At 76.1% G+C, this 23,903-nt stretch carries 23 protein-coding genes; 10 read left to right on the top strand and 13 right to left on the bottom strand.

The annotated features are described in order from the left end of the window. The first annotated feature begins 162 nt into the window (after positions 1–162). The 4 genes from ACIRST_RS25525 to ACIRST_RS25540 all read left to right on the top strand — a co-directional run bounded on the left by ACIRST_RS25525 (position 163) and on the right by ACIRST_RS25540 (position 1,785). Positions 163–414, top strand: a complete 252-nt coding sequence (locus ACIRST_RS25525) for a hypothetical protein (RefSeq protein WP_402804550.1) — start codon at positions 163–165, stop codon at positions 412–414. Then, positions 411–659, top strand: a complete 249-nt coding sequence (locus tag ACIRST_RS25530; protein WP_402804552.1) for a hypothetical protein — start codon at positions 411–413, stop codon at positions 657–659. Before ACIRST_RS25525 ends, ACIRST_RS25530 begins: the two co-directional genes overlap by 4 nt. Before the next feature lie 63 nt (positions 660–722). Continuing rightward, complete coding sequence (locus tag ACIRST_RS25535; protein ID WP_402804554.1) at positions 723–1,202, top strand: NUDIX domain-containing protein; 480 nt, start codon at positions 723–725, stop codon at positions 1,200–1,202. A 193-nt stretch (positions 1,203–1,395) separates the two neighbouring features. After that, positions 1,396–1,785 (top strand): hypothetical protein, encoded by a 390-nt coding sequence (locus ACIRST_RS25540; protein ID WP_402804556.1) that lies wholly within the window; start codon positions 1,396–1,398, stop codon positions 1,783–1,785. 131 nt (positions 1,786–1,916) lie between these two features. On the opposite strand, the gene ACIRST_RS25545 is transcribed toward ACIRST_RS25540, so the two are convergent. Continuing rightward, complete coding sequence (locus ACIRST_RS25545; RefSeq protein WP_350519377.1) at positions 1,917–2,312, bottom strand: cupin domain-containing protein; 396 nt, start codon at positions 2,310–2,312, stop codon at positions 1,917–1,919. Between the two features lie 52 nt (positions 2,313–2,364). Here ACIRST_RS25545 and ACIRST_RS25550 point away from each other — a divergent pair, with 52 nt between their 5' ends. Further along, a complete protein-coding gene (locus ACIRST_RS25550) occupies positions 2,365–3,357 on the top strand; it encodes a GlxA family transcriptional regulator (protein WP_402804559.1) in 993 nt (330 codons plus the stop codon). Between the two features lie 75 nt (positions 3,358–3,432). Here ACIRST_RS25550 and ACIRST_RS25555 read toward each other — a convergent pair whose 3' ends face one another. Both ACIRST_RS25555 and ACIRST_RS25560 read right to left on the bottom strand, forming a co-directional pair. Next, positions 3,433–4,029, bottom strand: a complete 597-nt coding sequence (locus ACIRST_RS25555; protein WP_402804561.1) for an AAA family ATPase — start codon at positions 4,027–4,029, stop codon at positions 3,433–3,435. Between the two features lie 84 nt (positions 4,030–4,113). Then, a complete protein-coding gene (locus ACIRST_RS25560; RefSeq protein WP_402804563.1) occupies positions 4,114–4,635 on the bottom strand; it encodes a DUF6328 family protein in 522 nt (173 codons plus the stop codon). 160 nt (positions 4,636–4,795) lie between these two features. Between ACIRST_RS25560 and ACIRST_RS25565 the strand changes: the two genes are divergently transcribed. Continuing rightward, positions 4,796–5,359, top strand: coding sequence for a hemerythrin domain-containing protein (locus ACIRST_RS25565; protein ID WP_402804566.1), 564 nt, complete (start codon positions 4,796–4,798; stop codon positions 5,357–5,359). Between the two features lie 395 nt (positions 5,360–5,754). Continuing rightward, positions 5,755–7,854 carry an elongation factor G gene (gene fusA / locus ACIRST_RS25570; protein WP_402804568.1) on the top strand — a complete coding sequence of 700 codons (2,100 nt, stop codon included), beginning with the start codon at positions 5,755–5,757 and terminating at the stop codon, positions 7,852–7,854. A 126-nt stretch (positions 7,855–7,980) separates the two neighbouring features. Here the strand turns inward: fusA and ACIRST_RS25575 are convergent, their stop codons facing one another. From ACIRST_RS25575 to ACIRST_RS25600, 6 genes are all read right to left on the bottom strand, one after another. Beyond that, entirely contained in the window at positions 7,981–8,838 is an 858-nt protein-coding gene (locus ACIRST_RS25575; RefSeq protein WP_350519384.1) for an NAD(P)-dependent oxidoreductase, read from the bottom strand. 151 nt (positions 8,839–8,989) lie between these two features. After that, positions 8,990–9,352 (bottom strand): ArsR/SmtB family transcription factor, encoded by a 363-nt coding sequence (locus tag ACIRST_RS25580; RefSeq protein WP_402804571.1) that lies wholly within the window; start codon positions 9,350–9,352, stop codon positions 8,990–8,992. Further along, the gene (locus tag ACIRST_RS25585; protein WP_402804573.1) at positions 9,349–9,807 is read right to left on the bottom strand and encodes an SRPBCC domain-containing protein; all 459 of its coding nucleotides are present in this window, start codon (positions 9,805–9,807) and stop codon (positions 9,349–9,351) included. Before ACIRST_RS25585 ends, ACIRST_RS25580 begins: the two co-directional genes overlap by 4 nt. Positions 9,808–9,910: 103 nt before the next feature. Beyond that, positions 9,911–10,393 (bottom strand): hypothetical protein, encoded by a 483-nt coding sequence (locus ACIRST_RS25590; protein WP_402804575.1) that lies wholly within the window; start codon positions 10,391–10,393, stop codon positions 9,911–9,913. Positions 10,394–10,397: 4 nt separating this feature from the next. Next, on the bottom strand, positions 10,398–10,958 hold the full coding sequence (locus tag ACIRST_RS25595; protein ID WP_402804577.1) for a hypothetical protein: 561 nt from the start codon (positions 10,956–10,958) through the stop codon (positions 10,398–10,400). Positions 10,959–11,057: 99 nt separating this feature from the next. After that, a complete protein-coding gene (locus tag ACIRST_RS25600; protein WP_402804579.1) occupies positions 11,058–11,588 on the bottom strand; it encodes an EF-hand domain-containing protein in 531 nt (176 codons plus the stop codon). A 141-nt stretch (positions 11,589–11,729) separates the two neighbouring features. Between ACIRST_RS25600 and ACIRST_RS25605 the strand changes: the two genes are divergently transcribed. Together ACIRST_RS25605 and ACIRST_RS25610 are read left to right on the top strand one after the other, a co-directional pair. Beyond that, complete coding sequence (locus ACIRST_RS25605; RefSeq protein WP_402804641.1) at positions 11,730–12,578, top strand: helix-turn-helix transcriptional regulator; 849 nt, start codon at positions 11,730–11,732, stop codon at positions 12,576–12,578. Positions 12,579–12,748: 170 nt separating this feature from the next. Continuing rightward, on the top strand, positions 12,749–13,660 hold the full coding sequence (locus ACIRST_RS25610) for a neutral zinc metallopeptidase (RefSeq protein ID WP_350519389.1): 912 nt from the start codon (positions 12,749–12,751) through the stop codon (positions 13,658–13,660). A gap of 40 nt (positions 13,661–13,700) precedes the next feature. Here ACIRST_RS25610 and ACIRST_RS25615 read toward each other — a convergent pair whose 3' ends face one another. From ACIRST_RS25615 to eccCa, 4 genes are all read right to left on the bottom strand, one after another. Then, positions 13,701–14,609 carry a LysR family transcriptional regulator gene (locus tag ACIRST_RS25615; RefSeq protein WP_402804581.1) on the bottom strand — a complete coding sequence of 303 codons (909 nt, stop codon included), beginning with the start codon at positions 14,607–14,609 and terminating at the stop codon, positions 13,701–13,703. A 215-nt stretch (positions 14,610–14,824) separates the two neighbouring features. Beyond that, positions 14,825–15,190, bottom strand: coding sequence for a hypothetical protein (locus tag ACIRST_RS25620; RefSeq protein WP_350519395.1), 366 nt, complete (start codon positions 15,188–15,190; stop codon positions 14,825–14,827). A 176-nt stretch (positions 15,191–15,366) separates the two neighbouring features. After that, positions 15,367–18,309 carry a hypothetical protein gene (locus tag ACIRST_RS25625; RefSeq protein WP_402804583.1) on the bottom strand — a complete coding sequence of 981 codons (2,943 nt, stop codon included), beginning with the start codon at positions 18,307–18,309 and terminating at the stop codon, positions 15,367–15,369. Next, a complete protein-coding gene (gene eccCa, locus ACIRST_RS25630; RefSeq protein ID WP_402804585.1) occupies positions 18,306–22,241 on the bottom strand; it encodes a type VII secretion protein EccCa in 3,936 nt (1,311 codons plus the stop codon). Before eccCa ends, ACIRST_RS25625 begins: the two co-directional genes overlap by 4 nt. 268 nt (positions 22,242–22,509) lie before the next feature. On the opposite strand from eccCa, the gene eccD reads away from it, so the two are divergent. Then, positions 22,510–23,901, top strand: a complete 1,392-nt coding sequence (eccD, locus tag ACIRST_RS25635; protein WP_350519398.1) for a type VII secretion integral membrane protein EccD — start codon at positions 22,510–22,512, stop codon at positions 23,899–23,901. Positions 23,902–23,903 lie beyond the last annotated feature (2 nt).

The raw sequence follows: 23,903 nt of genomic DNA on the forward strand, positions 1-23,903 counted from the left end.
TCATACCTTGTTGAAGCGCAGTGTTCAAGGGGAATCCTGAGACGTTTGGGCTTTCTCGGACAGTAGCGCCGAGACGTGGCAGCTGTCCTGGAGATGGAACATCCATGGACCATTTGGGTGCCGATGATTTCCGCGTAGGCCACGCGAAATGGAGTCGTGCTCATGGAAGCAGAAGCGATCGGTGAATCCGCCGGCACGTCGGAGGAGGGCGCCGAGGTCTCATCCCGGCTGCACGGGTACGGGGTGCGGTTCGACCCCGACGCGCAGCGCTACCGGGTCCGTAACGAGATCACGGGGGAGTGGCTGCGTAGCGACGTGAGCGGCGAGTTGGCCTCGTTCACGTTCTTCGGGGACGCCTACACCGCGTGGCGCCAGTTCGAGGTGCACCCGAGGCCGGGGGAGGCGCCGCGATGACCTCCGCGCTCTCTCGCGTGACGGCCGAGCAGCGCCGGCAGGCGGCCTGCGTCGTGGAGGACCTCGTCTCCGTGCTCGCGCTGGGTGGGGTCACGTTGCCGTCGATCGCGGTGGACTGGGAGTACGGGCGGATCACCGGGAACTACCTGGTCGACCTCGGGTCGGCCCGCCCGCTCGATCTGCTGCGCATCCTGGACCTGCTGCGCAAGGGGCTGCGTTACGAGCGCCTGACGTATGACGACTGATCACCTCGCCCGCCTCCTGTGGTGGGCCTGCTTCGCCCTCCTTCTGTCCCGCACGCTTCGAAAGTGAACCGTCCGATGCGCGACCCCCGTCTTCTCGCCAAGCCGCCGGTGTGCCGGCTCGGCTGCCTCGTCCTCGTGCGCAACCGGCGCGGCGAGGTCCTGCTCGTCGACCCGGACTACCTGGACGGCATGATCCTGCCCGGCGGCTCCGCCAAGCCCAACGAGCCCCCGCACCTGGCCGCCGCCCGGCACCTGCACGCCGAGACCGGCCTGCACCTGCGCCTGAACGACGTCCTCGCGGTCGACTTCACCCCCGCCGACCGGCACCTGGAACGCCTCAACCTCGTCTTCGACGGCGGCACCGTCCCCGACGACGTCCCCCTCACCGTCCCCGCGCAGCAGCGCAGCGGACTGCTCGGCGCCCGCTTCGTGCCCGTGCGCGACCTGCCCGCGCGCATGGCTCCCGCCCAGGCCGCCCGCGTCACCGAAGCCCTCGCCGGCCGCGCCCTGCCCGTCCTCCTCCACGGACAGCGACCCACCTGACTCAGGGCGCCGGCACCAGCCGCCCCCGCGCCCGAGCCGGCGGTCCGCCGCACTGGCCAACCGGGCGGCGCTCACTGCGGCTTGGGGGCGGTCACGGCCGCAACCGGCCGGGTGCGGGCTCGTTGTCCCGGGCGGGTCGAACGGCCCGGCCGGCGGCAGCAGGCCGTCCGGCCCCCGAGCGAGAGGACCTTTCATGACCGACACCGACACCCAGGCCGGTGCCGCCGTGCGCAGCGGCAGCCTGGACTCCGCCGTGGACCGGGTCGCCGACTTCTACGGTGCCTACATCGACGCCGTCTCCGACGGCACCGACGGCCTGGGCGACCAGCTGCGCGCCCACTACCTCACCGAGGACCTGCGCCGGCGGCTGGCGGCCTGGGAGGAAGCCAACCACGCCGACGGGGTGCTGCGCGCCCAGGACGTGCCGACCCGCTGGGAGGTGCGCTACCACGACTCCGGCGCCGGGCACCTGTTCACCACCGTCACCCTGACCTGGGGCACCGGTCCGGACGCTGGGCACACCCGGCTGGCGGTGCAGAGCGACCTGAGCACCAAGCTGATCTCGGACATCGAGGAAGGCTGAGGCCCCGCGCGTGAGCGCCCCCGCCCCGCGCGGAGTCGCCGTCCGGGGGGTGTTCCCTTCCGGCCGGTCCCGTGCACAGGAAGTCGGCGGGGCCGACTTCCTGTGCGGGGTGGGGCGGGGCAGGGTCGGGGTCAGGTGCCGAGGGTGTGGCCGGTGGTGGCGTCCACGTGGTCGGGGATCTCGTCGTGGCGGTCGCCGACGGTCGGGGTGCCGGTCGGTTCGAACATGAGGATCGCGGCGCCGTCCGGGGCGGACGGCCTGTGCTCCGTGCCGCGCGGGACGGTGAAGACCGACCCGCGCGGCAGGACGACGGTGCGCTCGCCGCCGGGTTCGCGCAGGGAGATGCGCAGTTCGCCGTCGAGGACGAGGAAGAACTCGTCGGTGTCGTCGTGGGCGTGCCAGACGTGGTCGCCGTGGACCTTGGCGATGCGGACGTCGTAGTCGTTGACGCGGGTGACGATGCGGGGGCTCCACAGCGCGTCGAAGGAGGCCAGGGCCTCGTCCAGGGGGATGGGCAGGCTGTTCATGGGGCCCATCCTGCGGGTACCGGCCGTCCGGCGGGAGTGCTAGGAATCGCACATGTCGAAAGAATCCTCGCAGCCGGCCGGCACGGCGGGCGTGCACCGGGTGGTCGTGATCGTGGACGAGAACTCCAACCCCTTCGAGCTCGGGTGCGCGACCGAGGTGTTCGGTCTGCGCAGGCCGGAGATCGGCCGCGACCTCTACGACTTCCGGCTGTGCTCGCCCGGGCCCCGCACCCTGATGCGGGACGGGTTCTTCACGCTCACGGGCGTCGCCGACCTGGAGGCGGCCGATGACGCGGACACCCTGATCGTGCCCAACCGCCCCGACCCCGAGGTGCCCCGCCGCCGCGCGGTGCTGGACGCCGTCCGCCGGGCGCACGCGCGCGGCGCGCGGCTGATGGGCTTCTGCAGCGGGGCGTTCACCCTGGCCGAGGCCGGGGTCCTCGACGGGCGGCGGGCCACCGCGCACTGGCAGTGGGCGGATTCCTTCCGGGCCCGCTTCCCCTCCGTCCGCCTCGAAACGGACGTGCTGTTCGTGGACGACGGCGACATCCTCACTGCCGCGGGCAGCGCGGCCGCGCTCGACCTCGGGCTGCACGTGGTGCGGCGCGACCACGGCGCGGAGGTCGCCAACGCGGTGAGCCGGCGGCTGGTCTTCGCGGCCCACCGGGACGGCGGGCAGCGGCAGTTCGTGGAGCGGCCGATGCCCGACCTGCCGGACCAGTCGCTGGCGCCCGTGCTGGCCTGGGCACAGGAGAGGCTGGACGCGCCGCTCACGGTGGCCGACCTCGCCGGGCGGGCGGCGGTCAGCCCGGCGACGCTGCACCGCCGCTTCCGGGCGCAGCTGGGAACGACCCCGCTGGCGTGGCTGACGGGGGAGCGGCTCGCCCTGGCCTGCCGGCTGATCGAGCGGGGCGAGCGGCGCTTCGAGGTCGTCGCACGGCGCAGCGGGCTGGGCACCGCGGCCAACCTGCGGGCGCTGATGCGCCGCGAGACGGGCATCACGCCGTCGGCGTACCAGCGCCGGTTCGGGACGGGGGCGGGGTGAGGGCCGGTCACCACGCGCGCCCGGCCGGGGAGGCCGGGCCGGTGGCCGGGAACGGGGCCGGGGCGGCCGGGTAGGTCAGGCGAGGGCGGCGGCGAGGCGTTCGGGCAGGGTGGCGTACGGGCGGCAGTCGAGCACCGGCAGGGCGTGGGCGGCGGCCTGGGCGGCGAGCCAGGCGGAGTAGCGGGCGCTGACGGCGGCGCGTTCGGGCTGGGGGCCGTAGTCGGGCTCGCGGTCGGCGTAGTTGGCGGCGATGCGGGCCGGGTCGTCCTCGTGGAGGAAGACCGCCCGTACCCGCCGCCCCTGCCCGGCGGCCTCGGCGGCGGCGCGGACGGCGGCGGCCGGGGTCAGGTAGTCGCCCTCGACGACGGCGGGCACGTCGACGGTGAGGCGGTTGCGCACGACGCCGAGCAGGGCCGCCTCCAGGGCGCGGGCGGTGGCGATCTGCAGCTCCAGGACGCGCTCGGCGCCCCCGGCCGGGGCCGGGCCGGTGAAGTGGTGCAGCCCGGGGTGGGTGGCCGCCGTGGTGGCGGCCTGGAGGGCGGCGACGACGTCGTCGAACTCCACCGTGAACGCCCCGTGCCGGGCGGCCAGGCGGGCGGCGGCGCGGCTCTTGCCGACCCCGGAGGCCCCGCCGATCAGCAGGACGTCCCACGGGCTGTCGTCGGTGTGCATACGGCCACGGTAGGCGCCGGGGGCATGCACGAATCCGGCGGGGTGCGGGCGGCGGACCCCCGGGGCGGGTCCCCGGCGGCCGGGTCAGTCCTGGTCGCGGGTGGCGGCGCGGCGGACGGACCAGGGCAGCACGAACCACAGGCCCGTGAAGGTCAGCGCGATGACGCAGGCGATCGGGACGGCCACCGCAGTGCCGAGGACGACGTCGAGGACCAGCAGGACGGCGCCGGTCAGGGCGCTGGCGAGCAGCACCAGGCCGATCTGCGCGATGCGGGTGGAGACGGTGACGATCCGTGTCTTGGCGGGGTGGTGGTACAGGCCGCGGTGCAGGGCGACGGGGGTGGCGAGGACGGCCGCGGCGACGACGGTCAGCAGCAGGGTGGCGATGTAGATGTCCTGCTGGTCGTCGGTGAGTTCGGTGAAGCGCGGGGTGAAGGCGATGCCGAGGAGGAAGGCGAAGACGATCTGCACGCCGGTCTGCAGCACCCGCAGCTCCTGCAGCATCTCCACCAGGCGCCGGTCGGCCCGTACGGCGGGGTTCTCCCAGCCGGGCGGCATCGCGGGGGAGGGCTGCGGGGCGTCCGGGGGCGGCGGTGTGCTGGTCATGGGTCACATTGTCGCCGGGCGGCGGTGCGCGGCGGCGGAGCCGGCCGTACCGGCGTGCTTGCCCGGGCGCGGGGTGACGTGATCTGCTGGCGCCGGCATCGCGTGCCGGTGACGGACTGCGTCAGGCATGGAGGTGCACGACCGAAAGGGACCGCCCCCCGTGGCCTCCCCCTCCGACGGCCGCACGGCCGCCCTCAGCCTTCAACTCTCCCTCGCGCACCAGGACTTGCGCCGCCGTCTCGCCGCCGTCCGCGCCGGCCTCGGGCACCGCCGCCCGGACGGCGACGACACCCTCCTCACCCACTGCCTGGCCTTCTGCACCGCCCTGACCAACCACCACCAGGGCGAGGACGACGGCCTCTTCGCCCAACTCCTGCGCGAGCGGCCCGACGTGGCGCCGACCGTGGCCAAACTCGTCGAGGACCACGGGTTCATCTCCGCCATCCTCACCCGGGTGCGCGACCTCGCCGCACAGGCCGCCGCCCTGCCCGAGCCCGCGAGTGCCACCGACCCCGCCACCGCCCCCGCGAGTGCCGCCGCCCCCACCGGCGCCACCGCCCCCGCCGACCTGGAGGCCATCGGGCGCGAACTCGACGGACTGGCCGCCATCATGGACTCCCACTTCGGCTACGAGGAACGGGCCATCGGCGCCGCCCTCGACGCCGGGGTGCGCGACGACGGCTGGTCCGAGCCGGTCCTGCGCTTCGGGACACCGGCCCCGTAGAACCCGCCGTAAAACCCGTCGCCAAGGGCGAGCGGCCTTCCCTACACTCGCCACGCGGCCGCGCCCCGACGCGTGGCCCACCGAGCCGACGAACGAGACGAGAGAGGGGGGCGAGCGGCCGTGCCGAAGCAGTGCGCCGCCGCCCCCTCTCCCGCGTCGCGGTACGAGGTGATCCTGGTGTCCCCGTCCTTCCGGTGCCCGCTGCGCGGCCGGCACCGGAACGGTGCCGCCACCGTCTGAACCCGGCACAGCCAGGCACAGCCCGGCATGCCCCCGGACGGTCCCCGCCCTGCGGCCCCCGCGGCCCCTGCGGGACCACCCGGGTCCGACGGCCCGCCGGCACCGGCAATCGCGCGCCCACCCCGTACCGAAACGCCTCGAAAGGCAACCGGGCCATGCGCACCCACACCACCACCAGCACAGCCGCCGTCACCACCGCCACCGGCGTAGCCACCATCGCCGCCGTCCGCAACCTCGGCATCCTCGCCCACGTCGACGCCGGCAAGACCACCGTCACCGAGCGGATCCTCTACCTCACCGGCACCACCCACAAGCGCGGCGAGGTCCACGACGGCACCACCGTCACCGACTTCGACCCCCAGGAACGCGACCGCGGCATCACCATCTTCGCCGCCGCCGTCAGCTGCGCCTGGGCCGGCCACCGGATCAACCTCATCGACACCCCCGGCCACATCGACTTCGCCGACGAGGTCGAACGCTCGCTGCGCGTCCTGGACGGCGCGGTGGCGGTGTTCGACGCGGTCGCCGGCGTCGAGCCGCAGAGCGAGTCCGTCTGGCGCCAGGCCGAACGCCACGGCGTGCCGAGGATCGCCTTCGTCAACAAGCTCGACCGCGCCGGCGCCGACCTGGACACCGCCGTCGCCTCCATCCGCGAACGCCTGCACCCGCGCCCGCTCGCCGTCCAACTGCCCATCGGCACCGAGGAGTCCTTCACCGGCGTCGTCGACCTGCTGCGCCTGCGCGCCCTCACCTGGCACGACGACGGCACCCCGGCCGCCGAGACCCCGGTGCCCGCCGGCCTGGCCGCCGAGGCCGCCGCACGCCGCCGCGCCCTGGAGGAGGCCGTCGCCGAACTGAACCCCGAGGCCCTGGAGGAGTTCTGTGCCCACGGCACCGTCACCGCCGCGACCCTGGCCACCGCCCTGCGCGAACTCACCCGCACCGGCGAGGCCGTGGTCGTGCTGTGCGGCTCCGCCTACCGCAACCGCGGCATCGAACCCCTGCTGGACGCCGCCGTCGCCTACCTTCCCTCCCCGCTCGACGTCCCGCCCGTGCGGGCCGCCGACCACGGCGAGGACGGCACCCGACAGCAGCGCACCGCCGACCCCGGACAGCCCCTGACCGCCCTGGCGTTCAAGGTCGTCGCCGCCCCCACCGGCCGCCTGACCTACCTGCGCCTGTACGCCGGCACCCTGCACAAGGGGGCCACCGTGCTCGACACCACCACCGGCCGCACCGAACGCGTCGCCCGCATCCTGCGGGTGATGGCCGACCGCCACAGCGAGACCGACCACGCCCGCGCCGGCGACATCGTCGCCGTCATCGGCCCCAAGGCCGCCCGCGTCGGCGCCACCCTGTGCGACCCCGACCACCCCATCCGCCTGGAGGCACCCGTGAGCGCCGAACCGGTCGTCACCGTCGCCGTCGAGGCCCGCCGCGCCACCGACACCGACAAGCTCGCCGCCGCCCTGGCCCGCCTCGCCGAGGAGGACCCCTCGCTGCGCCTGGCCACCGACCCGGAGACCGGCCAGCGCACCCTGTCGGGCCTGGGCGAGCTGCACCTGGAGGTCGCGGTGGAGAAGGTGCGCCGCGACAGCGGCATCGAGGCGGTCACCGGGGCGCCGACGGTCGCGCTGCGCGAGGCCCTGGTCGAGGGCGTCGGCGGCTTCGTGTACCGGCACGCCAAACAGGACGGCGGCGCAGGCCAGTTCGCGCACCTCGTGCTCGACGTCCGCCCGCTCGCGGACGACGCCGACGGGGAGTTCGCGTTCGCCTCGGCCGTCACCGGCGGGCGGGTGCCGCGCGAGTACGTGCAGGCCGTGGAGGCGGGCTGCCGCGACGCCCTCGCCGAGGGCCCGCTCGGCGGCCACCCGGTCACCGGCGTAGCCGTCACCCTCACCGACGGAGCCACCCACCCCAAGGACTCCTCCGAGCTCGCCTTCCGCACCGCCGCCCGCCTCGCCCTGCGCGCGGCGCTGCGGGCCTCGCGGATGCGGCTGCTGGAGCCGGTCGCGGAGGTGACGGTCACTGTGCCCGAGGACGCGCTGGGCACCGTCCTCGGCGACCTCGCCGCCCGCCGCGGCCACGTCCGGGCCACCACGGCCGGACACGGCGGCACCGCCCGGGTGAGCGCACTGGTGCCGCTGGCCGAACTGTTCGGCTACGCGGGCCGCCTGCGCAGCCGCACCCAGGGCCGCGGCACCTTCACCAGCCGCCCGGCCGGCTACGCGCCCGCACCCGCGAGCGCCGGCTGAGCCCGCTGCCCGGCCCTCCCCGCCCCGGGGAGGGCCGGGCAGCGGGTCCGGGTGTGGGGCCGGCGCGGGTGCCGGCGCGCGTGCGGGGCGGGTGCGCGTGCGGCGGCGGGTGCGCGTGAGCGTCCGCTACAGCGCCCCGGCCTCGGCCGCCGCCCACGCCGACGGGTACAGCGGACGCCAGCCCAGCTCCCGGCGCGCCGCCGCCGTCGACACCTGCCCCTCCCACGGGTCGAACGGCGCCTGCGGCGAACCGCCCGGGTGCGTACGGCCGTTGAGCGCGTGCAGGTCCCAGGCCGTCAGCGGCGCGTCGTCGCCCACGTTGTAGGTGCGCCCCTCGATGCCCGGCACGGTCACCGCCCGCCACAGCGCCTGCGCCACGTCCGCGTGGTGCACCACCGCCAGGCGCTGGTGCGCGGGCCAGGACGCCGCCCACTGCAGCGACTGCGCCAGGTGCGGATCGCCCTCCCCGTACACGAACGCCAACCGCGCGACCACCAGCGGCAGTTCGTCCCCGAGCGCGCGCAGCCCGGCCTCCGCCTGCGCCTTGGACGCCGCGTACACCCCCCACGCCGGATCGGGCGCCAGGCGGTCGCCCTCCACCGCGGGGCGCCCCAGCCCCCGCCCGTACACCAGGTTCGTACTGGTGTGGACGAACCTGGCCACCCCCGCCTTCGCGGCCTCGCGCCCCAGCGCCACCGCCGCGTCCCGGTTGACCGCCCACGCCGCCTCGTCCGGCACCCCGCGCAGCGCCGCCGCCACGTTCAGTACCACGTCGGCCCCCGCCAACGCCCGTGCCCGGTCCGCCTCTTCGCACAGGTCGCCGGTCACCACCTGCACGCCGAGGCCCGCCAGGGCGGCCGCCTTCCGCTCGTCGCGCACCAGCACCCGCACCGAGGAGCCCTGCGCCCCGGCCCACCGCACCAGCCGCGGCACCAGCCGGCTGCCCACCGAACCGGTCGCGCCCGTCACCAGGATCGTCGTCATCGTCCGTCCCCTCCAGGGAAGTCACTGCCGTTCTTCGACACCCACCACCCTGCCCGCGCACCGTGTGGCGCGGCAGAGACCTCCCGAACCAGGGACCGGCGGTCCCTGGCTGGGCCCGCCGGCCGGCCGCCGGCGGGGATCGCCGACGGGCTCACGGGGCGGTGGCGTCCTCCGACAGCTCCCTGATCGCGTCGAGGCGGTGCTCCCACCGGGCGGCGAGGGCGTCCATCCACCGGGTCGTCCGCTTCAGCGGTCGCAGGTCGGCCTCGTAGCGGACCTCGCGTCCGGCCCGGTGGGCGCGGACCAGCCCGGCGCGGTCGAGGACGGCCAGGTGTTTGGCCACCGCCTGGCGGGTGACGGGGAGCCGTGCCGCCAGCGAGGTCGCGGTCGCGCCGCCCTCGCGGGCGAGGACGGCCAGCACGTCCCGGCGGATCGGGTCGGCCAGGGCCACCAGGACGTCCTCGGGGGCCGGTCCCTCCTCGGGGGCGGGTTCGTCCTCGGGGGTGCGGTTCATGCGGCGATCTGCTCGCAGTCCGCGCACAGCCGGTCGAGTTTGCCGGGCCAGTTCAGGCCGTTGGCGCGGTGCCGTTCGGCGGCCTCGCCGGCGGGCAGCCCGAGGCCGGTGAAGCCGCTTTCGACCATGGTCAGCCGGGTGCCCCCGGTGGTGGCGTCCTCGGCCAGGGTGAACTCGACCAGGGTGGCATTGATGTCGTCCGGCTCCTGGCCGGCGGCACCCTGGGACCACCGCCAGGAGAGGGTGCGCGGCGGTTCGACCGTCCGGAGGCGAGCGGGGATGGTGCCGTGGACACCGTGGTCGAAGAGCACGAGACCGCCGGGGCGCAGGTCGATCTCGACCGGCTGTCCGCTGCCGAACCAGCGGCCGAGGAAAGCGGGTTCCGTCAGAACGGACCAGACCCGCTCCCTGGGGGCGTTGATCACGATGGTGCGTTCGATCGTGTCGGGGATCATGGGCAACCTCACCTCGTCCGGATACGCAACCCAAAGGTTGCACATCGGAGGCTGACGCGCAACCTCCCGGTTGCACGTGGGCGTAGCACCGCAACCCCGGCCGTCAGCCGGGCGCTGCGGCCTCCTCGACGATCCGCAGGGCCTGCCCGCCGCTCAACTCACTCCCGTCGGGGCCCCGCCCGAAGGCGGCCGCCAGGACGGCGGGCAGGTCCGCCGCGGCGACGGCGTCGCGCAGCCGCGCGAGGACGCCGGGGAAGTCGGCGTCCTCGACGGCGCCCGCGTGTTCCCGGCGCAGGCGGTGGACCACCTCCACCAGCTCGGGCCGCAGCCGCATCCAGGCGCGGGAGGCGCGGATCTCCTCCTCGACCTGCTCCACGAACCAGCGCAGCACCTCGAACGGGACGTCCGGGCAGCGCTCCTGGGGATCGAAGCTCACCGTCGGCTCGCGGGCCGGGTCCTCGTCGGGGACGACCGCGACCGCCAGGGTGCGCTGCTCGCGGAGGAACTCCAGTTCCAGGTGCCAGGCGTCCTCGGCCACGGAGTACATCGCGACGACCGCGTAGTCGCGGCCGGGGTGGGTGGCCATCGACTCAGCCCTTTCCGTCGCCCGGTGAAGCGTCGGCCGGTGATGCGCCGCCCGGTGGAGCGCCGGCCGGTGGAGCGCCGGCAGGTCTTGCGCCGGCCGCCCGCGTGAGGTCCGGGCCCTCGTGCAGGTGGGCCCCGGCCGGGCCCGGGTGCCGGTCGTCGGCGATGGTCAACTCGTCGACGAGGGCGAACAGTCGGACGTCCCCGCCGGGGAACCGGAGGGTGAGGCCGGCCGCGAAGGCGACCCGGCCGTCGTCGTAGCCGATCTCCCGCACCGCGCGGACCGGCTGCCCGACGAACCCGGTCAGCGGGACGCCGGGCGGGTCATCGGTCACGCGGACGCTGCCGTACTGCGCCATCGCGTACGGCCCGTGCGGCCGCTCGGCCCGCAGTGACAGGCCGGTCGACGGCGTGTGGAACAGCACTGGGCCCAGGCCCTCCAGATGCAGCCACAGGTGCAGCAGCGACGGCTCGTCGTCGCCGTGGTGGTGGTGCCACGCCGCGGTCACCTTCAGCAGCCGTCTGCCGATCAGGTCGGCGCCGGACAGCTCCTCGATGTCGATCACCCGCCGATGCTCGCACGGCCCCACCGGCGGGGCGCCCGGGTTTCCCGGTGGGGGCGCGCGTCCGGCCGGGCTTCGGTCGGGCGGACGGTCAGGGGCCGGTCAGCGGGCGGACGGTTCCCGCAGGCTCGGGCGGGCGTCGCCGTAGGCGCCGGCCATGGGGGAGGAGCCGGTGGTGAGGAAGGCGTGGATCGCGGCCAGGTAGGCGGCGCGGTCCACGGTGCCGTCGCCGTCGGGGTCCAGGGCGTCGAACGCGGTGTCGGCTCCCTCGGTCGGGTTGCCGCTCGCCGTCCGCAGCCCGGTGAACTCCTCGCGGGTCAGGCGCCCGTCGCCGTCGCCGTCGGCGAGGTCGAACAGCGAGCCGAGGGCGGGCCGGCAGGTCTGCTCGAAGGTCTCGTGACCGGCCCAGTCGCGGTACTCCTCGAAGGTGACACCGCCGTCCCCGTCGCCGTCCATCCGCCCGAACACCTCCCGGTGGGCCGTCCGGGCCGCCGCGACCAGCGGGTCCTGCGGGCCGCGCCCGAAGGCCGCGGCGGCCCGGTCGACCCGGGCGAGGTACTCGCCGCGGGTGATCACACCGTCGCCGTCGGCGTCCAGCATCGCGAAGATGCGCCGCTTCGCCGCATCGGACATTCCATCACCAACCGTTCCTGACAGGGATGTTTGCGTCCGTCACGCTATCGGCGGGACGGGCGCGGGCGGGGGAGCCGCGCGCAGCCGGGGACCGGCGGTCCCTGGCAGCGGCCCGCCCCCGCGGGCCATGCTGGGGGCATGATCGACCGAACGGCGCTGGCCGACTTCCTCACCCGGGCCCGGGCCCGGCTCACCCCCGCCGACCTCGGGCTGCCGCCCGGCGCCCGGCGGCGCACGCCCGGACTGCGGCGCGAGGAGGTCGCGCAGGTGGCCGGGCTGTCGGTGGACTACTACGCGCGCCTGGAGCAGCGGCGCGGCCCGCAGCCCTCGCCGCAGCTGCTGGCGGCACTCGCGCGGGCGCTGCGGCTGAGCGAGGACGAGCGCGACCACCTGTTCCGCCTCGCCGGGCACGAGCCGCCGCGCCGGCACGGGCCGCTCGGACACGTACGCCCGGGGCTGCTGCTGATCCTGGACCGCCTGCACGACACCCCCGCCCAGGTCGTCACCGACCTCGGCGACGTCCTCGCCCAGAACCCGATGGCCGGCGCCGTCTTCGGCGACACCGCGGCCCTGGCGCCCGAGCGGCGCAACCTGCTGCTGCGCTGGTTCACCGAACCCCGCAGCCGGGAGCTGTTCCCGCCCGAGGACCACGAGGACCTGGCCCGCGCCCACGTCGCCGCCCTGCGCGCGGCCCGCTCCGCCCGCCCCGGGGACCGGCGCGCCGCCGAACTGCTGCAGCAACTCCTCGCCACCGGGGAGGAGTTCACCGCGCACTGGGAACGGCACGAGGTCGCCCGGCGGCGCACCGGCCGCAAGCGGGTGCGGCACCCGGTGGTGGGGGAGCTGGAGCTGGAGTGCGAGGTGCTGGCCGCCGGCGGCGAGGACCAGCTGCTGCTGGTGCACACCGCCGCACCCGGCAGCGAGTCCGCCTCCCGCCTGCAGCTGCTGCGCGTCGTCGGCGCACAGGCGCAGGCACAGGCGCAGGTGTGAGCGCAGGCGCACGCGTCAGCGCGGGTGCCGGCCTGAAGGCCCCCGGCTCCCCTCACCCCCGGGCCCCGGCGCGCCACGCCCGCGGCCGCTGCCCGTAGGCTGGGCGGGCCGCCGACGGCACAGACCGTCACCAGCAGGGCGGAACACGTACGGAACCGGGCAGGCAGGGCATGCAGTTCGACGACCAGGGCGACCTCGACACCTCGCAGGTGGACGACCGGCGCGGCATCCCGGGCGGGAAGATCGCCATCGGCGGCGGGGCCGTGGGCCTGATCGCCGTGCTGATCGCGGTCGTCCTCGGCGTCGACCCGAAACTGCTCGGTCTGTCCTCCGGCAGCGGCTCCGGCTCCGGTTCCTCCTCCTCGGGCGTGCGCACCGCCGGCGAGGCCCAGCAGGCCTGCAAGACCGGCGCGGACGCCAACAAGCGCCAGGACTGCCGGATCGTGGCGGTCACCAACAGCCTGCAGGAGTTCTGGCGCACCGAACTGCCGCGCCGCACCAACGTCCCGTACAAGAACGCCGAGACGGTGCTGTTCACCGACCGGGTCTCCACCGCCTGCGGGCCGGCGACCTCGGCCGTCGGCCCGTTCTACTGCCCCGGCGACAAGAAGGCCTACGTCGACCTCGGCTTCTTCAACGAGCTCTCCGCCCGCTTCGGCGCCAAGGGCGGCCCCTTCGCCGAGTCCTACGTCGTCGCCCACGAGTACGGCCACCACATCCAGACCCTCACGGGCACGATGCAGAAGGTCGGGAACGACCGCCAGGGCGCGAACAGCGCCTCGGTGCGCCTGGAACTGCAGGCCGACTGCTACGCCGGGGTGTGGGCCCACCACGCCACCACCACCCCGCAGCCCTCCACCGGACGCCCGCTGATCGCCTCCCTCACCGACCAGGACATCGCCCAGGGCCTGGACGCGGCCGCGGCCGTCGGCGACGACCGCATCCAGCAGCAGGCCACCGGGCGGATCAACCCGGAGGCCTGGACGCACGGCTCCTCCGAGCAGCGCAAGGCCTGGTTCACCACCGGCTACCGCAGCGGCGACCTCGCCCAGTGCGACACCTTCTCGGCGGCGAAGCTGTAGCAGCGGGCAGCGCCGAGGCCTCCGCTGCGCGCCCGCGCCGTCAGGCCGGCCCGTCCGCCGGGCCCGCCGCGCTGCCGCCCGCCCAGTCCCAGCCGGCGACGGCGTCGCGCAGCAGGCGGACGGCGGCGGGCAGGCGGGTGCCCGCGCCCCAGGCGAGGGTGAGGGTGCGGCGACAGTCGGGGGCGTCGACGGCGACCCAGGCCAGCGGCAGGCGGGTGGCGGTGCGGCGGCCGACGGCGGGCACCAGGCCGATGCCCAGGTCCGCGCTGATCAGTTCGGCGATGGCGCCGACCTCGTCGACCTCGCAGACGATCCTGGGCACCAGGCCGCGCCCGGCGAACAGCCGCTCCAGCAGGCGCCGTTGCCAGTGCCCGGGGCGGGCGGCGATGAACGGGTGGCCGGCGAGCTCGTCGATGCCGACCGCGGTGCGGGCGGCCAGCGGGTGGCCGGGGGCGACGGCCAGCCCGACCTCCCCGTCGAGCAGCGGGACGGTCTCCAGCCCGTCGGCGGCGATCGGCTGGGAGACGACGGCGAGGTCGACGTCCTGGGCCCGCAGCCGGCGGACGGCCTCCTCGGCGGACAGCTGGTGCAGCTCGATCTCCACCCCGGGGTGGGCCCGCTTGAACCCGGCCAGCGGCCCGCTGAAGGCCAGGAAGGTCTCCGAGGCCAGCCGGACCGTGCCGAAGCCCTGCCCGGCGGCCTCGGCCACCGCCCGCCGTCCGGCCGCCAGTTCGCCGAGCGAGCGCTCGACGTGGCCGCGGAAGATCCGCCCGGCCTCGTTGAGGCGCAGCCGCCCGCCCCGGTCGAACAGCGGGGTGCCCAGCTCGGCCTCCAGGCGGGCGATGCTGCGGCTCAACGACGGCTGGGCGACGCGCAGTTCCTCGGCCGCGCGGCTCAGGTGCTCCAGCCGCGCCACGACGAGGAACTGGCCGAGCGTGTGCAGGTCCACCGGCGTTCCGTCCCGTCCTGTCCCCGTGTCCGCGACGACGGCACACCGCCATCCCTGGTCCTGCAGGGTATCCGCGGCTTCGGACGGGCCGGCGGGCAGTGCACCGGCGTGGGTGCTGCCGGTGCGGGTGACGTGGGCACGGGCAGTGCCCGCCGCTCCCCCGTGCGGCGGGCACTGCCGGAACCGGAACCCCGGTGACGATCCGTGACGATGCGTCAGGGACGGTCGAGCGTGATCGAGTTGATCGGCCCCAGGTCGTAGTACACCCCGTTCTGCGCCGGGATGTCGTAGACGCAGTTCGTGCCGCCCGAACCGCGGCACAGGTGCGCGTGTGCCCCGCCGGTCTGGTTGTTCAGCACCCAGTGGTTGCCGAACTGGTTGCTCAGGTTGTGCGCGCCGTAGCTGTAGTAGACGTCGGTGGGGGAGACGGCCGGGTTCTGGTTCTGCGGGTAGATGCAGACCGCCCCGGACGGGCAGCCCGCCCAGGAGCCGTCCGCGGCGCCGGCACTGCCGGTGCCCATCGCGGTCAGGGCGGCGGTGGCGAGGCCGAGGGCGGCCAGGGCGTGGGTGATCCTGCGCATGGGGTGGTTCTCCCTTGGCTGGTACGGGGCCCGGCGATCGGCCGGACCGGTGCCCGTCAGCCTAGGAACGCGGCGCCCCGGGCGGTCCCTGACATCTGACAGGGGCGTGGCTGCTTGCCCCCTGCCGCCCTGCCGCCCCGCGCCCCCGGCCTCCCGGCCGGGGGACCCCCGGGGCCTCAGCCGGTGGCGACCCCCGGCGTCAGGCCCAGCCGCTCCGGACGGGCCGGCGGGCGCAGCTGATCGGGCGTCAGCTGATCGCGGCGGGCCTGCCAGGCGAGCAGCCGGACCCGGGCCTGCTGGTTGCGCTCCGCCGCCGCCCCGTCCGCGGCGGGAACGGCGTCCGCCTCGCGCAGCAGCACCCTGGCCGGACGTTCGTCGGCGCCGGGCAGGACGTCCAGGACGAGGAAACGCGCACCCGGCGGGAAGACCACCTCCGGGTCCCCGTCCTCGGCGATCACCGACGTCCGGCGGCCGGTGGCCGACCACACCAGGAACTCCGCCGACGTCCCCGGAAGGAGATCGGCCTCCGGAGTCCCGACCAGCGGTGCGGGCTCCGTCAGCAGCGCGTCCCGCACGTAGTGCCGCAGCACCTCCTCGTCCGCGTCGGCGCCCAGCAGCACGGGCCCCCGGTGGTTGGGCAGCCGGCGCAGCCCGGAACCCAGGCACGCCAGGTACGGGTCCAGCGCCCCGGCACCGCCGGGCCGGCGGGCCGCCGCCACCAACTCGGCCCGGGACGCGGGCAGTCCGGTGTCCGCGTGGTGGAGGTAGACCGCCGCGAGGTCGTCCTTCAGGTCGTCACGGGCCTGCGACCGCAGCGCCGGCAACCGCAGGGCGACCTGCTCGGCCCGGCTGGCGTAGCGGTGGAAGTGCGGGCCCAGCAGGGCCCGGAACGCCGCCCGCTCCGCGGCGGTGGACGGCCGGCCGGCGGGGAACGCGCCGTCCGGCGCGACGAGCCGGGACACGGCGGTGCCTTCGGTGTCGCCGGCGTCGGTGCCGCCGTTGCCGGTGCCGCCGGCCGGCCCGGCCGTGGGGTCCACGGAGACGGGGACGGGTTCGGGTTCGGGGACGGGTTCGGGGACGGGTTCGGGGACGGCGGGTTCCACGGCGGCGGGCCCGGCGCCCGGACCGACGGGTGCCGGTTCGGGCTCCGGTTCCGGGTCGGGTTCGGTGTCCGGTGCGTCGGGGAGCGGGGTACGGGCGGGGGCGGGTTCCCGGGTGCCGGTCGTGGTGTCGGGGCCGGCGGAGGTGGCCGCCCAGGTGGGCGGTTCCGGGAAGCCGGGGTCGGTGTCGGTGTCGGCGCCGTCCGGGTCGGCGGGTGGCGCCGACGGCCCGGGGTCGGGTTCGGTGTCCGGTGCGTCGGGGAGCGGGGTACGGGCGGGGGCGGGTTCCCGGGTGCCGGTCGTGGTGTCGGGGCCGGCGGAGGTGGCCGCCCAGGTGGGCGGTTCCGGGAAGCCGGGGTCGGTGTCGGGGTCGGTGTCGGCGCCGTCCGGGTCCGGGCCGGCGGGTGGCACCGACGGCCCGGGTTCGGGCTCGGTGTCCGGTGCGTCGGGGAGCGGAGCACGGCCGGGCACGGCCGGGCGGGCGGTCTCCGGCGCGGGGCCCGCGTTCAGGAGCAGCCCCGGTACCGCCGCGCCCGGGACGGTGAGCGCCGTCAGCAGGCCGTCCACGGCGGCCAGCACCTCCGCCGGCACCGTACGGTCGGTCACGCCCGCGATGAGCACCGGACGGGCCGGGTCGGGGTCGAGCAGCCGCGGGCCGTGGCCCAGCGGTGGGTCCTCCGGGCGCAGCCACAGGCCGGCCGGGACCGCCTCCAGGCACCAGCCCGCCACCGGCGCGCGGTAGAGCGCGGGGCCGCAGGACGTGGTGCCGTCGGGCAGGGGACGCCACGCCGAGGCGACGACCCGGCCGCGGCCGGGGGAAGCGGTCAGCTCGGTCAGCCACGGCTCCCAGCCGGGGATGCCGTCGGCGTCCAGGATCCGGGCGGAGCAGCCGTCCCCGGTGCGCATCGGCAGGCCGACGGCGGCCCGGACGTCGTGGCCCAGCTCGGCCGCGAGGGCGGCGGCCAGGGTGACCAGGGCCGTCGTGGGCGCCCAGGGCGCACTGACCAGCAGGTCGTCCGGGGCCGGGTGGACGCGGCGCAGCCGCTCGGCGACGCCGGCGGCCTCGGGCAGCGGCGCACCGGGGTGGCCGACCACCAGGACCAGGGTGCCCGGCGTCGCCGTGGTTCGGGCCGGCAGGCCGGGCCGAACGTCGGGGGCGGGCTCGTCGCGGAACCAGTAGCCGCGCGGCAGCACGGTCACCAGCGGGTCCCCGTCGAACGGGTCGCGGTCGCCGCCCGCCACGGGGGAGGGCGCGGGCGGTGGCGGTGTCCGGGGGGCTGTCGGGCCGGTCGTGACCGGTACGGCCGTGCCCGCCGCCGACGCGGGCAGGGCCGCCGGTGCCGGTGCCGGTGCCGGTGCCGGTGCGGGTGCGGCCGCGGCTGCGGGGGAGGGCAGGGCGACCGGCACCGCGCCCGCCGCGACCGGCACCGCCGCCGCCGCGCCCGCCATCGCCGCCGCCGTCTCCGGCAGCGGCCACACCGGCCCGAGCCGGCGGGTGCGCCCCGCCGGGGTGAACAGCCACCAGGAGGACGGCTCGCCGTCCTCGGCGCCGCCGCTCAGCAGGGTCCCGTCGGGCCGCAGGGTGACGACGCCGTCGGGCGCGACGATGCTGGTGGCGGCGAGTTCGGCGATCCGCTGGGCGGGCCGCCGTCCGTCGGCCTGGCCGGCGGCGAGGCCGGAGGCCGCGAGGACCAGGGTGGCGGCCCGGCGGGCGGCCGCGGTGCGGGCGAGTTCGTCCAGGCCGGCGAGCAGGACGGGCTGCGCGTCGGCGGCCGCCGCCAGCACCGTCACGGTGCCGACCACGGCCGGCAGCAGGGCCAGCGCGTCGGCGAGGTCGGCCGGCAGCACCGCCGTCGCCTCGGTCCCGTCCGCCGTCCCGCCGGCCGCGCCCTGCGCCGGGCCGGGCGCGATGACGAAGTGCGGGCCCGCCTCGTGCAGCACCGCGGGCGCGGGCGCGGGCGCCGGGACGTCGCGGTGACGGGCCAGCCAGCGCCGCACCGGCGCGCTCCCGGCGCTCACCGCTGCGCCCCGTCGGCGTCGTCGAGGACCGCGGTCTGCACCTGCACGGTGCGCCGCCGGGTGATGTGCAGGGCCCGTCCGGGCGGGAACGTGCGGGGTTTGGTGTTGCCGAACAGGAAGCCCTCGCTCGGCGGGCAGGACAGCAGCACCGCCGGGGTGTTGACCTCCTCCAGCTTGCGCAGCAGCTGGTCGGAGGAGGCCCGTCCGATGCCGTTGGCGCTGCGCGCCACGATCAGGTGCAGGCCCAGTTCGGCGCCCTGCGCGAGGTGGTCCAGCAGCGGTGCGAACGGGTGGGCGGCGATCCCGCCGGGGGAGCCGGCGACCAGCTCGTAGTCGTCGATCAGGATGAACAGCTCGGGGCCCTCCCACCAGTCCCGCAGCCGCAGCCGCTCGGGCGGGATGTCCGCGCCGGGCAGCCGGTTGCCCATCGCCCGTGCCGCGCCGTCGACGATCTGGCGCAGAACGTCCACGGCGACCGCGTGCCCGAGCCGGTACTCCTCCGGCACCGCGCCCTGCAGCACCCGGCGGTAGTCGACCAGCATGATGCGCGCCTCGTCGGGCCGGTAGGCGCCGGTGATGCCGGCCGCGACCAGCTTCAGCAGGTTCGTCTTGCCCGACTCGCTGTCACCGACGACCACCAGGTGCGGCGTGTCCTCGAAGTCGTGCCACAGGGTGTCCATCGACACGTCCTGCAGACCCAGCGGGACGCGCAGCCGGCCCTCGGGCGCGGGCAGCGCGGCGGCGGGCAGCTGCAGCGGCAGCATCCGGACCTCGGGCGCGCGCGGCCCCGTCCAGTGCTCGGCGACGGCGTCGACCAGGTCCGCGACCCCCTCGCCGAGGTCGTCGGTGGCGCCGTTGCCGTCCATCCGGGGCAGCGCGGTGAGGAAGTGCAGTTCGTCCACGGTCAGACCGCGGCCGGGGACCTTGGGCACCGTCCCCGCGACGCGCATGCCGATCGCGGAGTCGACCGGGTCGCCGAGGCGCAGTTCGAAGCGGGTGCCCAGCAGGTCGCGCAGCGCGCCGGTGACCTCGCCCCAGCGGGTGGTGCCGACGACCAGGTGGATGCCGTAGTTGAGGCCGCGCTGGGCGATCAGGGTCAGCACCGGAGCGAGGTCGGGGAACTCCTGGCGCACGGTGTTCCAGCCGTCGATCACCAGGAAGACGTCGCCGTGCGCCTCCTGCGGCAGCTCACCGGCCGCCAGCATCCGGCGGAACGCCGCGACGGAGTCGATGCCGAGTTCGGCGAAGCGCTGCTCGCGCCGCGCGAGGATCGCGTTGACCTCCGCGACCGTGCGCACCACCCGCTCGGGGTCGTGCCGCCCGGTGACCCCGCCCACGTGCGGCAGCCCGCGCAGCGAGGACAGCGTCCCGCCGCCGAAGTCCAGGCAGTAGAACTGTACTTCGCGCGGGGTGTGGGTGAGCGCCAGCGCCGTCATCAGGGCCCGCAGCAGGGTGGACTTGCCGCTCTGCGGGCCACCCGCGATCCCCACGTGCCCGCCCGCCCCCGACAGGTCGGCGGTGAGCAGGTCGCGCACCTGCTGGAAGGGCCGGTCGACGACACCGACCGGAACGCTCAGCGTGCCGCGGCCCGCCGCGCCCTCGGTGGTCAGCCCGTGCTCCGGGTGCGGCGCCAGCGGCGGCAGCAACTGGTCCAGGGTGGGCGGCACCCCCAGCGGCGGCAGCCACACCTGGTGCGCCGGCGGCCCCGCGTCCAGCAGCATCCCGGCCGCGATGGCCAGCAGGCTGCCGCTCTCCTGCTCCTCCTCCACCTCCGGCTCCTCCGGCACCAGGACGGGCTGACGCGGCGCCACGTACCCGGTGCCGTACGCGGCGACCTGCCCGGCCGCGGCCTGCCGGCGCACGGCCGCGGGCCGCGGCGCCCGGTAGGGCCCGGAGACGTACGCGGCCTTGAACCGGGTCAGGGTGGCGATGTCGCTGCGCAGGAACCCGTTGCCGGGCTGGGACGGCAGGTGGTACGCGTCCGGCACCCCCAGCACGCCCCGGCTCTCCATCGCCGAGAACGTCCGCAGCCCCACCCGGTACGACAGGTGCGACTCCAGCGCGTGCATCCGGCCCTCGTCCAGCCGCTGCGAGGCCAGCAGCAGGTGCACGCCCAGCGACCGGCCCAGCCGGCCGATCATGATGAACAGCTCCATGAAGTCCCGGTGCGCGGCCAGCAGTTCGGAGAACTCGTCGACCACCACGAACAGCGTCGGCAGCGGCTCCAGATCGGCCCCGCCCGCCCGCGCGGTCTCGTAGTCCAGCAGCGAACTGTAGTTGCCCGCCGCCCGCAGCAGCTCCTGACGGCGCACCAGCTCACCGTGCAGCGCGTCCCGCATCCGGTCCACCAGCGCCGCCTCGTCGGCCAGGTTGGTGATCACCGCCGAGGTGTGCGGCAGCCGGTCCAGCCCCAGGAACGTCGCACCGCCCTTGAAGTCGACCAGCACGAAGTTCAGCACCTCCGAGGAGTGCGTCAGCGCCAGCGCCAGCACCAGCGTGCGCAACAGCTCCGACTTGCCCGACCCGGTCGCCCCGATCAGCATCCCGTGCGGACCCATGCCGCCCTGCGCCGACTCCTTGATGTCCAGCTCCACCGGCGTGCCGTCCGCCGCGATCCCGAGCGGCACCCGCAGCCGGTCCGCGATCCCGCGCCGCGCCCAGCTCAGCGCCACGTCGTGCCGGTGCAGGTCCCGGATGCCCAGCAGCGACGCCAGATCGAAGTCACCCGCCAGCGGCTCCCCGGCCTCCACCTGGTCCCCGAGCCGGTACGGCGCCATCAGGGAGGCCAGCCGACGGGCCGCCGGCAGCGACAACGCGTCCGGCCGCCCCAGCTCCGTCACCTCGTCACGGTGGTTGCGGTCCGCGCCGACCATCGCCAGCCGGCCCTCCTCGATCCGCAGCCGCAACCGGTGCCGCAACGGCTTCCACTCCAACGCGTCACCCAGGTCCAGCAGCACCGCGTTGCGCCACCCCGCCAGCGCCGCCCGGCTGCCCGCACCCGCCTGCGGACCGTCCAGCACGATCACCGTGAACGGCTCGTCCCGGCCCGGCTGCGCCTCCGGCTCCCACGGCCCGCGCCCCGCGAACTCCGCCCCCAGCACCTGCTCCAGCTCCGCCAGCGACCCCGCCACCAGCCGCACCGGCCCCAACGCGTCGGTGTCCACCGGGTGCAGCGCGTGCGGCAGCCACTTCGCCCACTCCCACCGCTCCCGGTGCTCCGCGTCCGTCACCACCGCGATCCGCAGCTCGTCCGGCGCGTGGAACAGCGCCAGCTGCGCCAGCATCGCCCGCGCCAGCGCCCGCGCCGCCTCCCGGTCGTCACCGCGCACCAGCACCTGGGCGTACCCGCGCACGTACACCGCGATCGGCTGGTCCGCGACTGTGCCGTAGGCGTGGATGAACCGCCGCAGCGCGTGCGCGCACAACGGCTCCAGGTCCTCCACCGGCTTCGTCGACAGCGGCGCCAGCCGCACCGCCAGCCGCTGGTGCCCCACCCCGATCCGCACGTCACCGAAGTCCGGGTGCGCGCTGCGCCGCTCCCACAGCCGCGAGGTGCGCACCAGCGACGCCACCGTCGACGGAGCCGGGTGCCGCCAGGCCAGCGCCTCCTGCTGGCGCACGATGTGCCCGCGCACCTGCCGGCGCATCTGCGACAGGTACCGCAGGTAGTCCCGCCGCTCGGCCCGCAACTCCCGCTTGCGGTCGCTGGAACCGCGGATCAGCGAGGTCACCAGCATGCCCACCGCGGACAGGCCCATCATGCCCACCGCCACGTAGCCGAGCACCCCGCCGCCCTCACCGGGACGCAGGAACACGAACACCATCGACAGCGAACTCAACGCCATCGGCGCCATCGAGATCATGCTCGACATGCCGCTCTGCGACTCCGGCAGGACCGGCGGCTCCTGCAACTGGATCTCGCCGTCGGGCATCGCCGGACCAGGACGCCGAGGCGGACGGTCGACCAGCACCACACTCAACGCAACGGCTCCTCGCACCAGGGGGGACGGCCGCGAAGGCCCCGCGGTCCGGGGCGCCGTCCGCCCAGGACGACGGACGGCGCCCCGCCCCGGGTTCACCCGCCGTACGGAACCCGCCACCCGCCGGTGAACCCCGCGGCCCCCGCCGCCCGTGGCCCAGGGTGAAGGAGACCGCCCCCGCGGGGCGGACGGCCCAGGCCGTACGGACGTGAGGAGAGCCTTGAACGGGAGCGCCAACGGGACCGCAGTCGCCGGACTGTGCCGACTGAGGTTCCACGCACCCGAAGCGGTGTTCGACCTCGCGGTCCCCGCCGACGTGCCACTGGCCGACCTGCTGCCCGCCGTCCTCGCCCACGCCGGCGACGACCTGGAGGAACGGGGCACCGAACACGACGGCTGGATCCTCCAACGCCTCGGCGAACCGCCCCTGGACGAGGAACTCGGCGCCGACGCCCTCGGCCTGCACGACGGCGAGGACCTCCACCTGCGCCCGCGCCGCGACCCCCTGCCCGAGGTCCACTACGACGACCTCGCCGACGGCGTCGCCACCGGCATGCGCGAACGCCCCGACACCTGGCGCCCCGCCCTCACCCACCACGTCGCCCTCGCCCTGGCCGTCACCGCCCTCGCCGGCGGCCTCGCCCTCCTCCTCCTGCCCGGCCCGCCCCACCTGCGCGCCGGCGCCGCCGCCGTCACCGGCCTGTTCTTGCTCCTCGGCGCCCTCAGCGCCTCCCGCGCCGTCGGCGACGCCGGCGCCGGCACCGCCCTCGGCGCCACCGCCGTGCCCTACCTCGCCCTGGCCGGCGCCCTCCTCACCACCGGCACCGGACCCTCCGCCACCGGAGCCCGCCTGCTCGCCGGCGGCTGCACCGGCGCCGGAGCCGCCGTCCTCGCCATGGCCGCCGTCGGCTGCGCCGCCCCGCTCTTCCTCGGCCTGGTCCTGCTCGCCCTGCAGGTCACCACCGCCGGCGCCCTGCTGCTCGGCGGACTGACCGCCCCCGCCACCGCCGCTGTCCTCGCCGTCCTGCCCGTCGCCACCGCCTCCTTCCTGCCCGGCCTGTGCTTCCGCCTGTCCGGCCTGCGCCTGCCCGCCCTGCCCCGCAACGCCGAGGAACTCCAGGAAGGCATCGAAGCCGTCCCCGCGGCCTCCGTGCGCTCCCGCAGCGCCGTCGCCGACGGCTTCCTGACGGCCTTCCACCTCGCCCTCGCCCCCGTCCTCGCCCTCTGCCTGGTCACCCTCACCGGCCGCGACGGCTGGGCCCCCACCGCCCTGACCTGCGCCCTGGCGCTCCTGCTCCTGCTGCACGCCCGCGGCATCGGCAGCATCCCCCAGCGCCTGGCCGTCCTCGTCCCCGGCGTCCTGGGCCCCGCCCTGCTCACCGCCCACCTCGCCGCCGGCCGGTCCACCGCCGAGCGCACGGGCCTGCTCGCCGCCCTGGTCGCCACCGCCGCCGTCCTGGCCGCCGTCTCCTGGACCGTCCCCGGCCGGCGCCTGCTGCCCTACTGGGGCCGCGCCGCCGACCTCCTGCACACCCTCGCCGCCGTCAGCGTGCTCCCGCTCGCCCTCGCCGCCGCCGGCGCCTACCAGGGGCTGCGCGCCATCTCCGGCTGAAG

The organism is Kitasatospora sp. NPDC101447, assembly GCF_044767225.1.
Taxonomy (GTDB): domain Bacteria; phylum Actinomycetota; class Actinomycetes; order Streptomycetales; family Streptomycetaceae; genus Kitasatospora.

Coding starts and splice junctions, on each gene's coding strand:
- ACIRST_RS25525 (WP_402804550.1), top strand. CDS start 163: ATGGAAGCAGAAGCGATCGGTGAATCCGCCGGCACGTCGGAGGAGGGC.
- ACIRST_RS25530 (WP_402804552.1), top strand. CDS start 411: ATGACCTCCGCGCTCTCTCGCGTGACGGCCGAGCAGCGCCGGCAGGCG.
- ACIRST_RS25540 (WP_402804556.1), top strand. CDS start 1,396: ATGACCGACACCGACACCCAGGCCGGTGCCGCCGTGCGCAGCGGCAGC.
- ACIRST_RS25545 (WP_350519377.1), bottom strand. CDS start 2,312: ATGAACAGCCTGCCCATCCCCCTGGACGAGGCCCTGGCCTCCTTCGAC.
- ACIRST_RS25550 (WP_402804559.1), top strand. CDS start 2,365: ATGTCGAAAGAATCCTCGCAGCCGGCCGGCACGGCGGGCGTGCACCGG.
- ACIRST_RS25555 (WP_402804561.1), bottom strand. CDS start 4,029: ATGCACACCGACGACAGCCCGTGGGACGTCCTGCTGATCGGCGGGGCC.
- ACIRST_RS25560 (WP_402804563.1), bottom strand. CDS start 4,635: ATGACCAGCACACCGCCGCCCCCGGACGCCCCGCAGCCCTCCCCCGCG.
- fusA (WP_402804568.1), top strand. CDS start 5,755: ATGCGCACCCACACCACCACCAGCACAGCCGCCGTCACCACCGCCACC.
- ACIRST_RS25575 (WP_350519384.1), bottom strand. CDS start 8,838: ATGACGACGATCCTGGTGACGGGCGCGACCGGTTCGGTGGGCAGCCGG.
- ACIRST_RS25580 (WP_402804571.1), bottom strand. CDS start 9,352: ATGAACCGCACCCCCGAGGACGAACCCGCCCCCGAGGAGGGACCGGCC.
- ACIRST_RS25585 (WP_402804573.1), bottom strand. CDS start 9,807: ATGATCCCCGACACGATCGAACGCACCATCGTGATCAACGCCCCCAGG.
- ACIRST_RS25590 (WP_402804575.1), bottom strand. CDS start 10,393: ATGGCCACCCACCCCGGCCGCGACTACGCGGTCGTCGCGATGTACTCC.
- ACIRST_RS25600 (WP_402804579.1), bottom strand. CDS start 11,588: ATGTCCGATGCGGCGAAGCGGCGCATCTTCGCGATGCTGGACGCCGAC.
- ACIRST_RS25610 (WP_350519389.1), top strand. CDS start 12,749: ATGCAGTTCGACGACCAGGGCGACCTCGACACCTCGCAGGTGGACGAC.
- ACIRST_RS25620 (WP_350519395.1), bottom strand. CDS start 15,190: ATGCGCAGGATCACCCACGCCCTGGCCGCCCTCGGCCTCGCCACCGCC.
- eccCa (WP_402804585.1), bottom strand. CDS start 22,241: ATGCCCGACGGCGAGATCCAGTTGCAGGAGCCGCCGGTCCTGCCGGAG.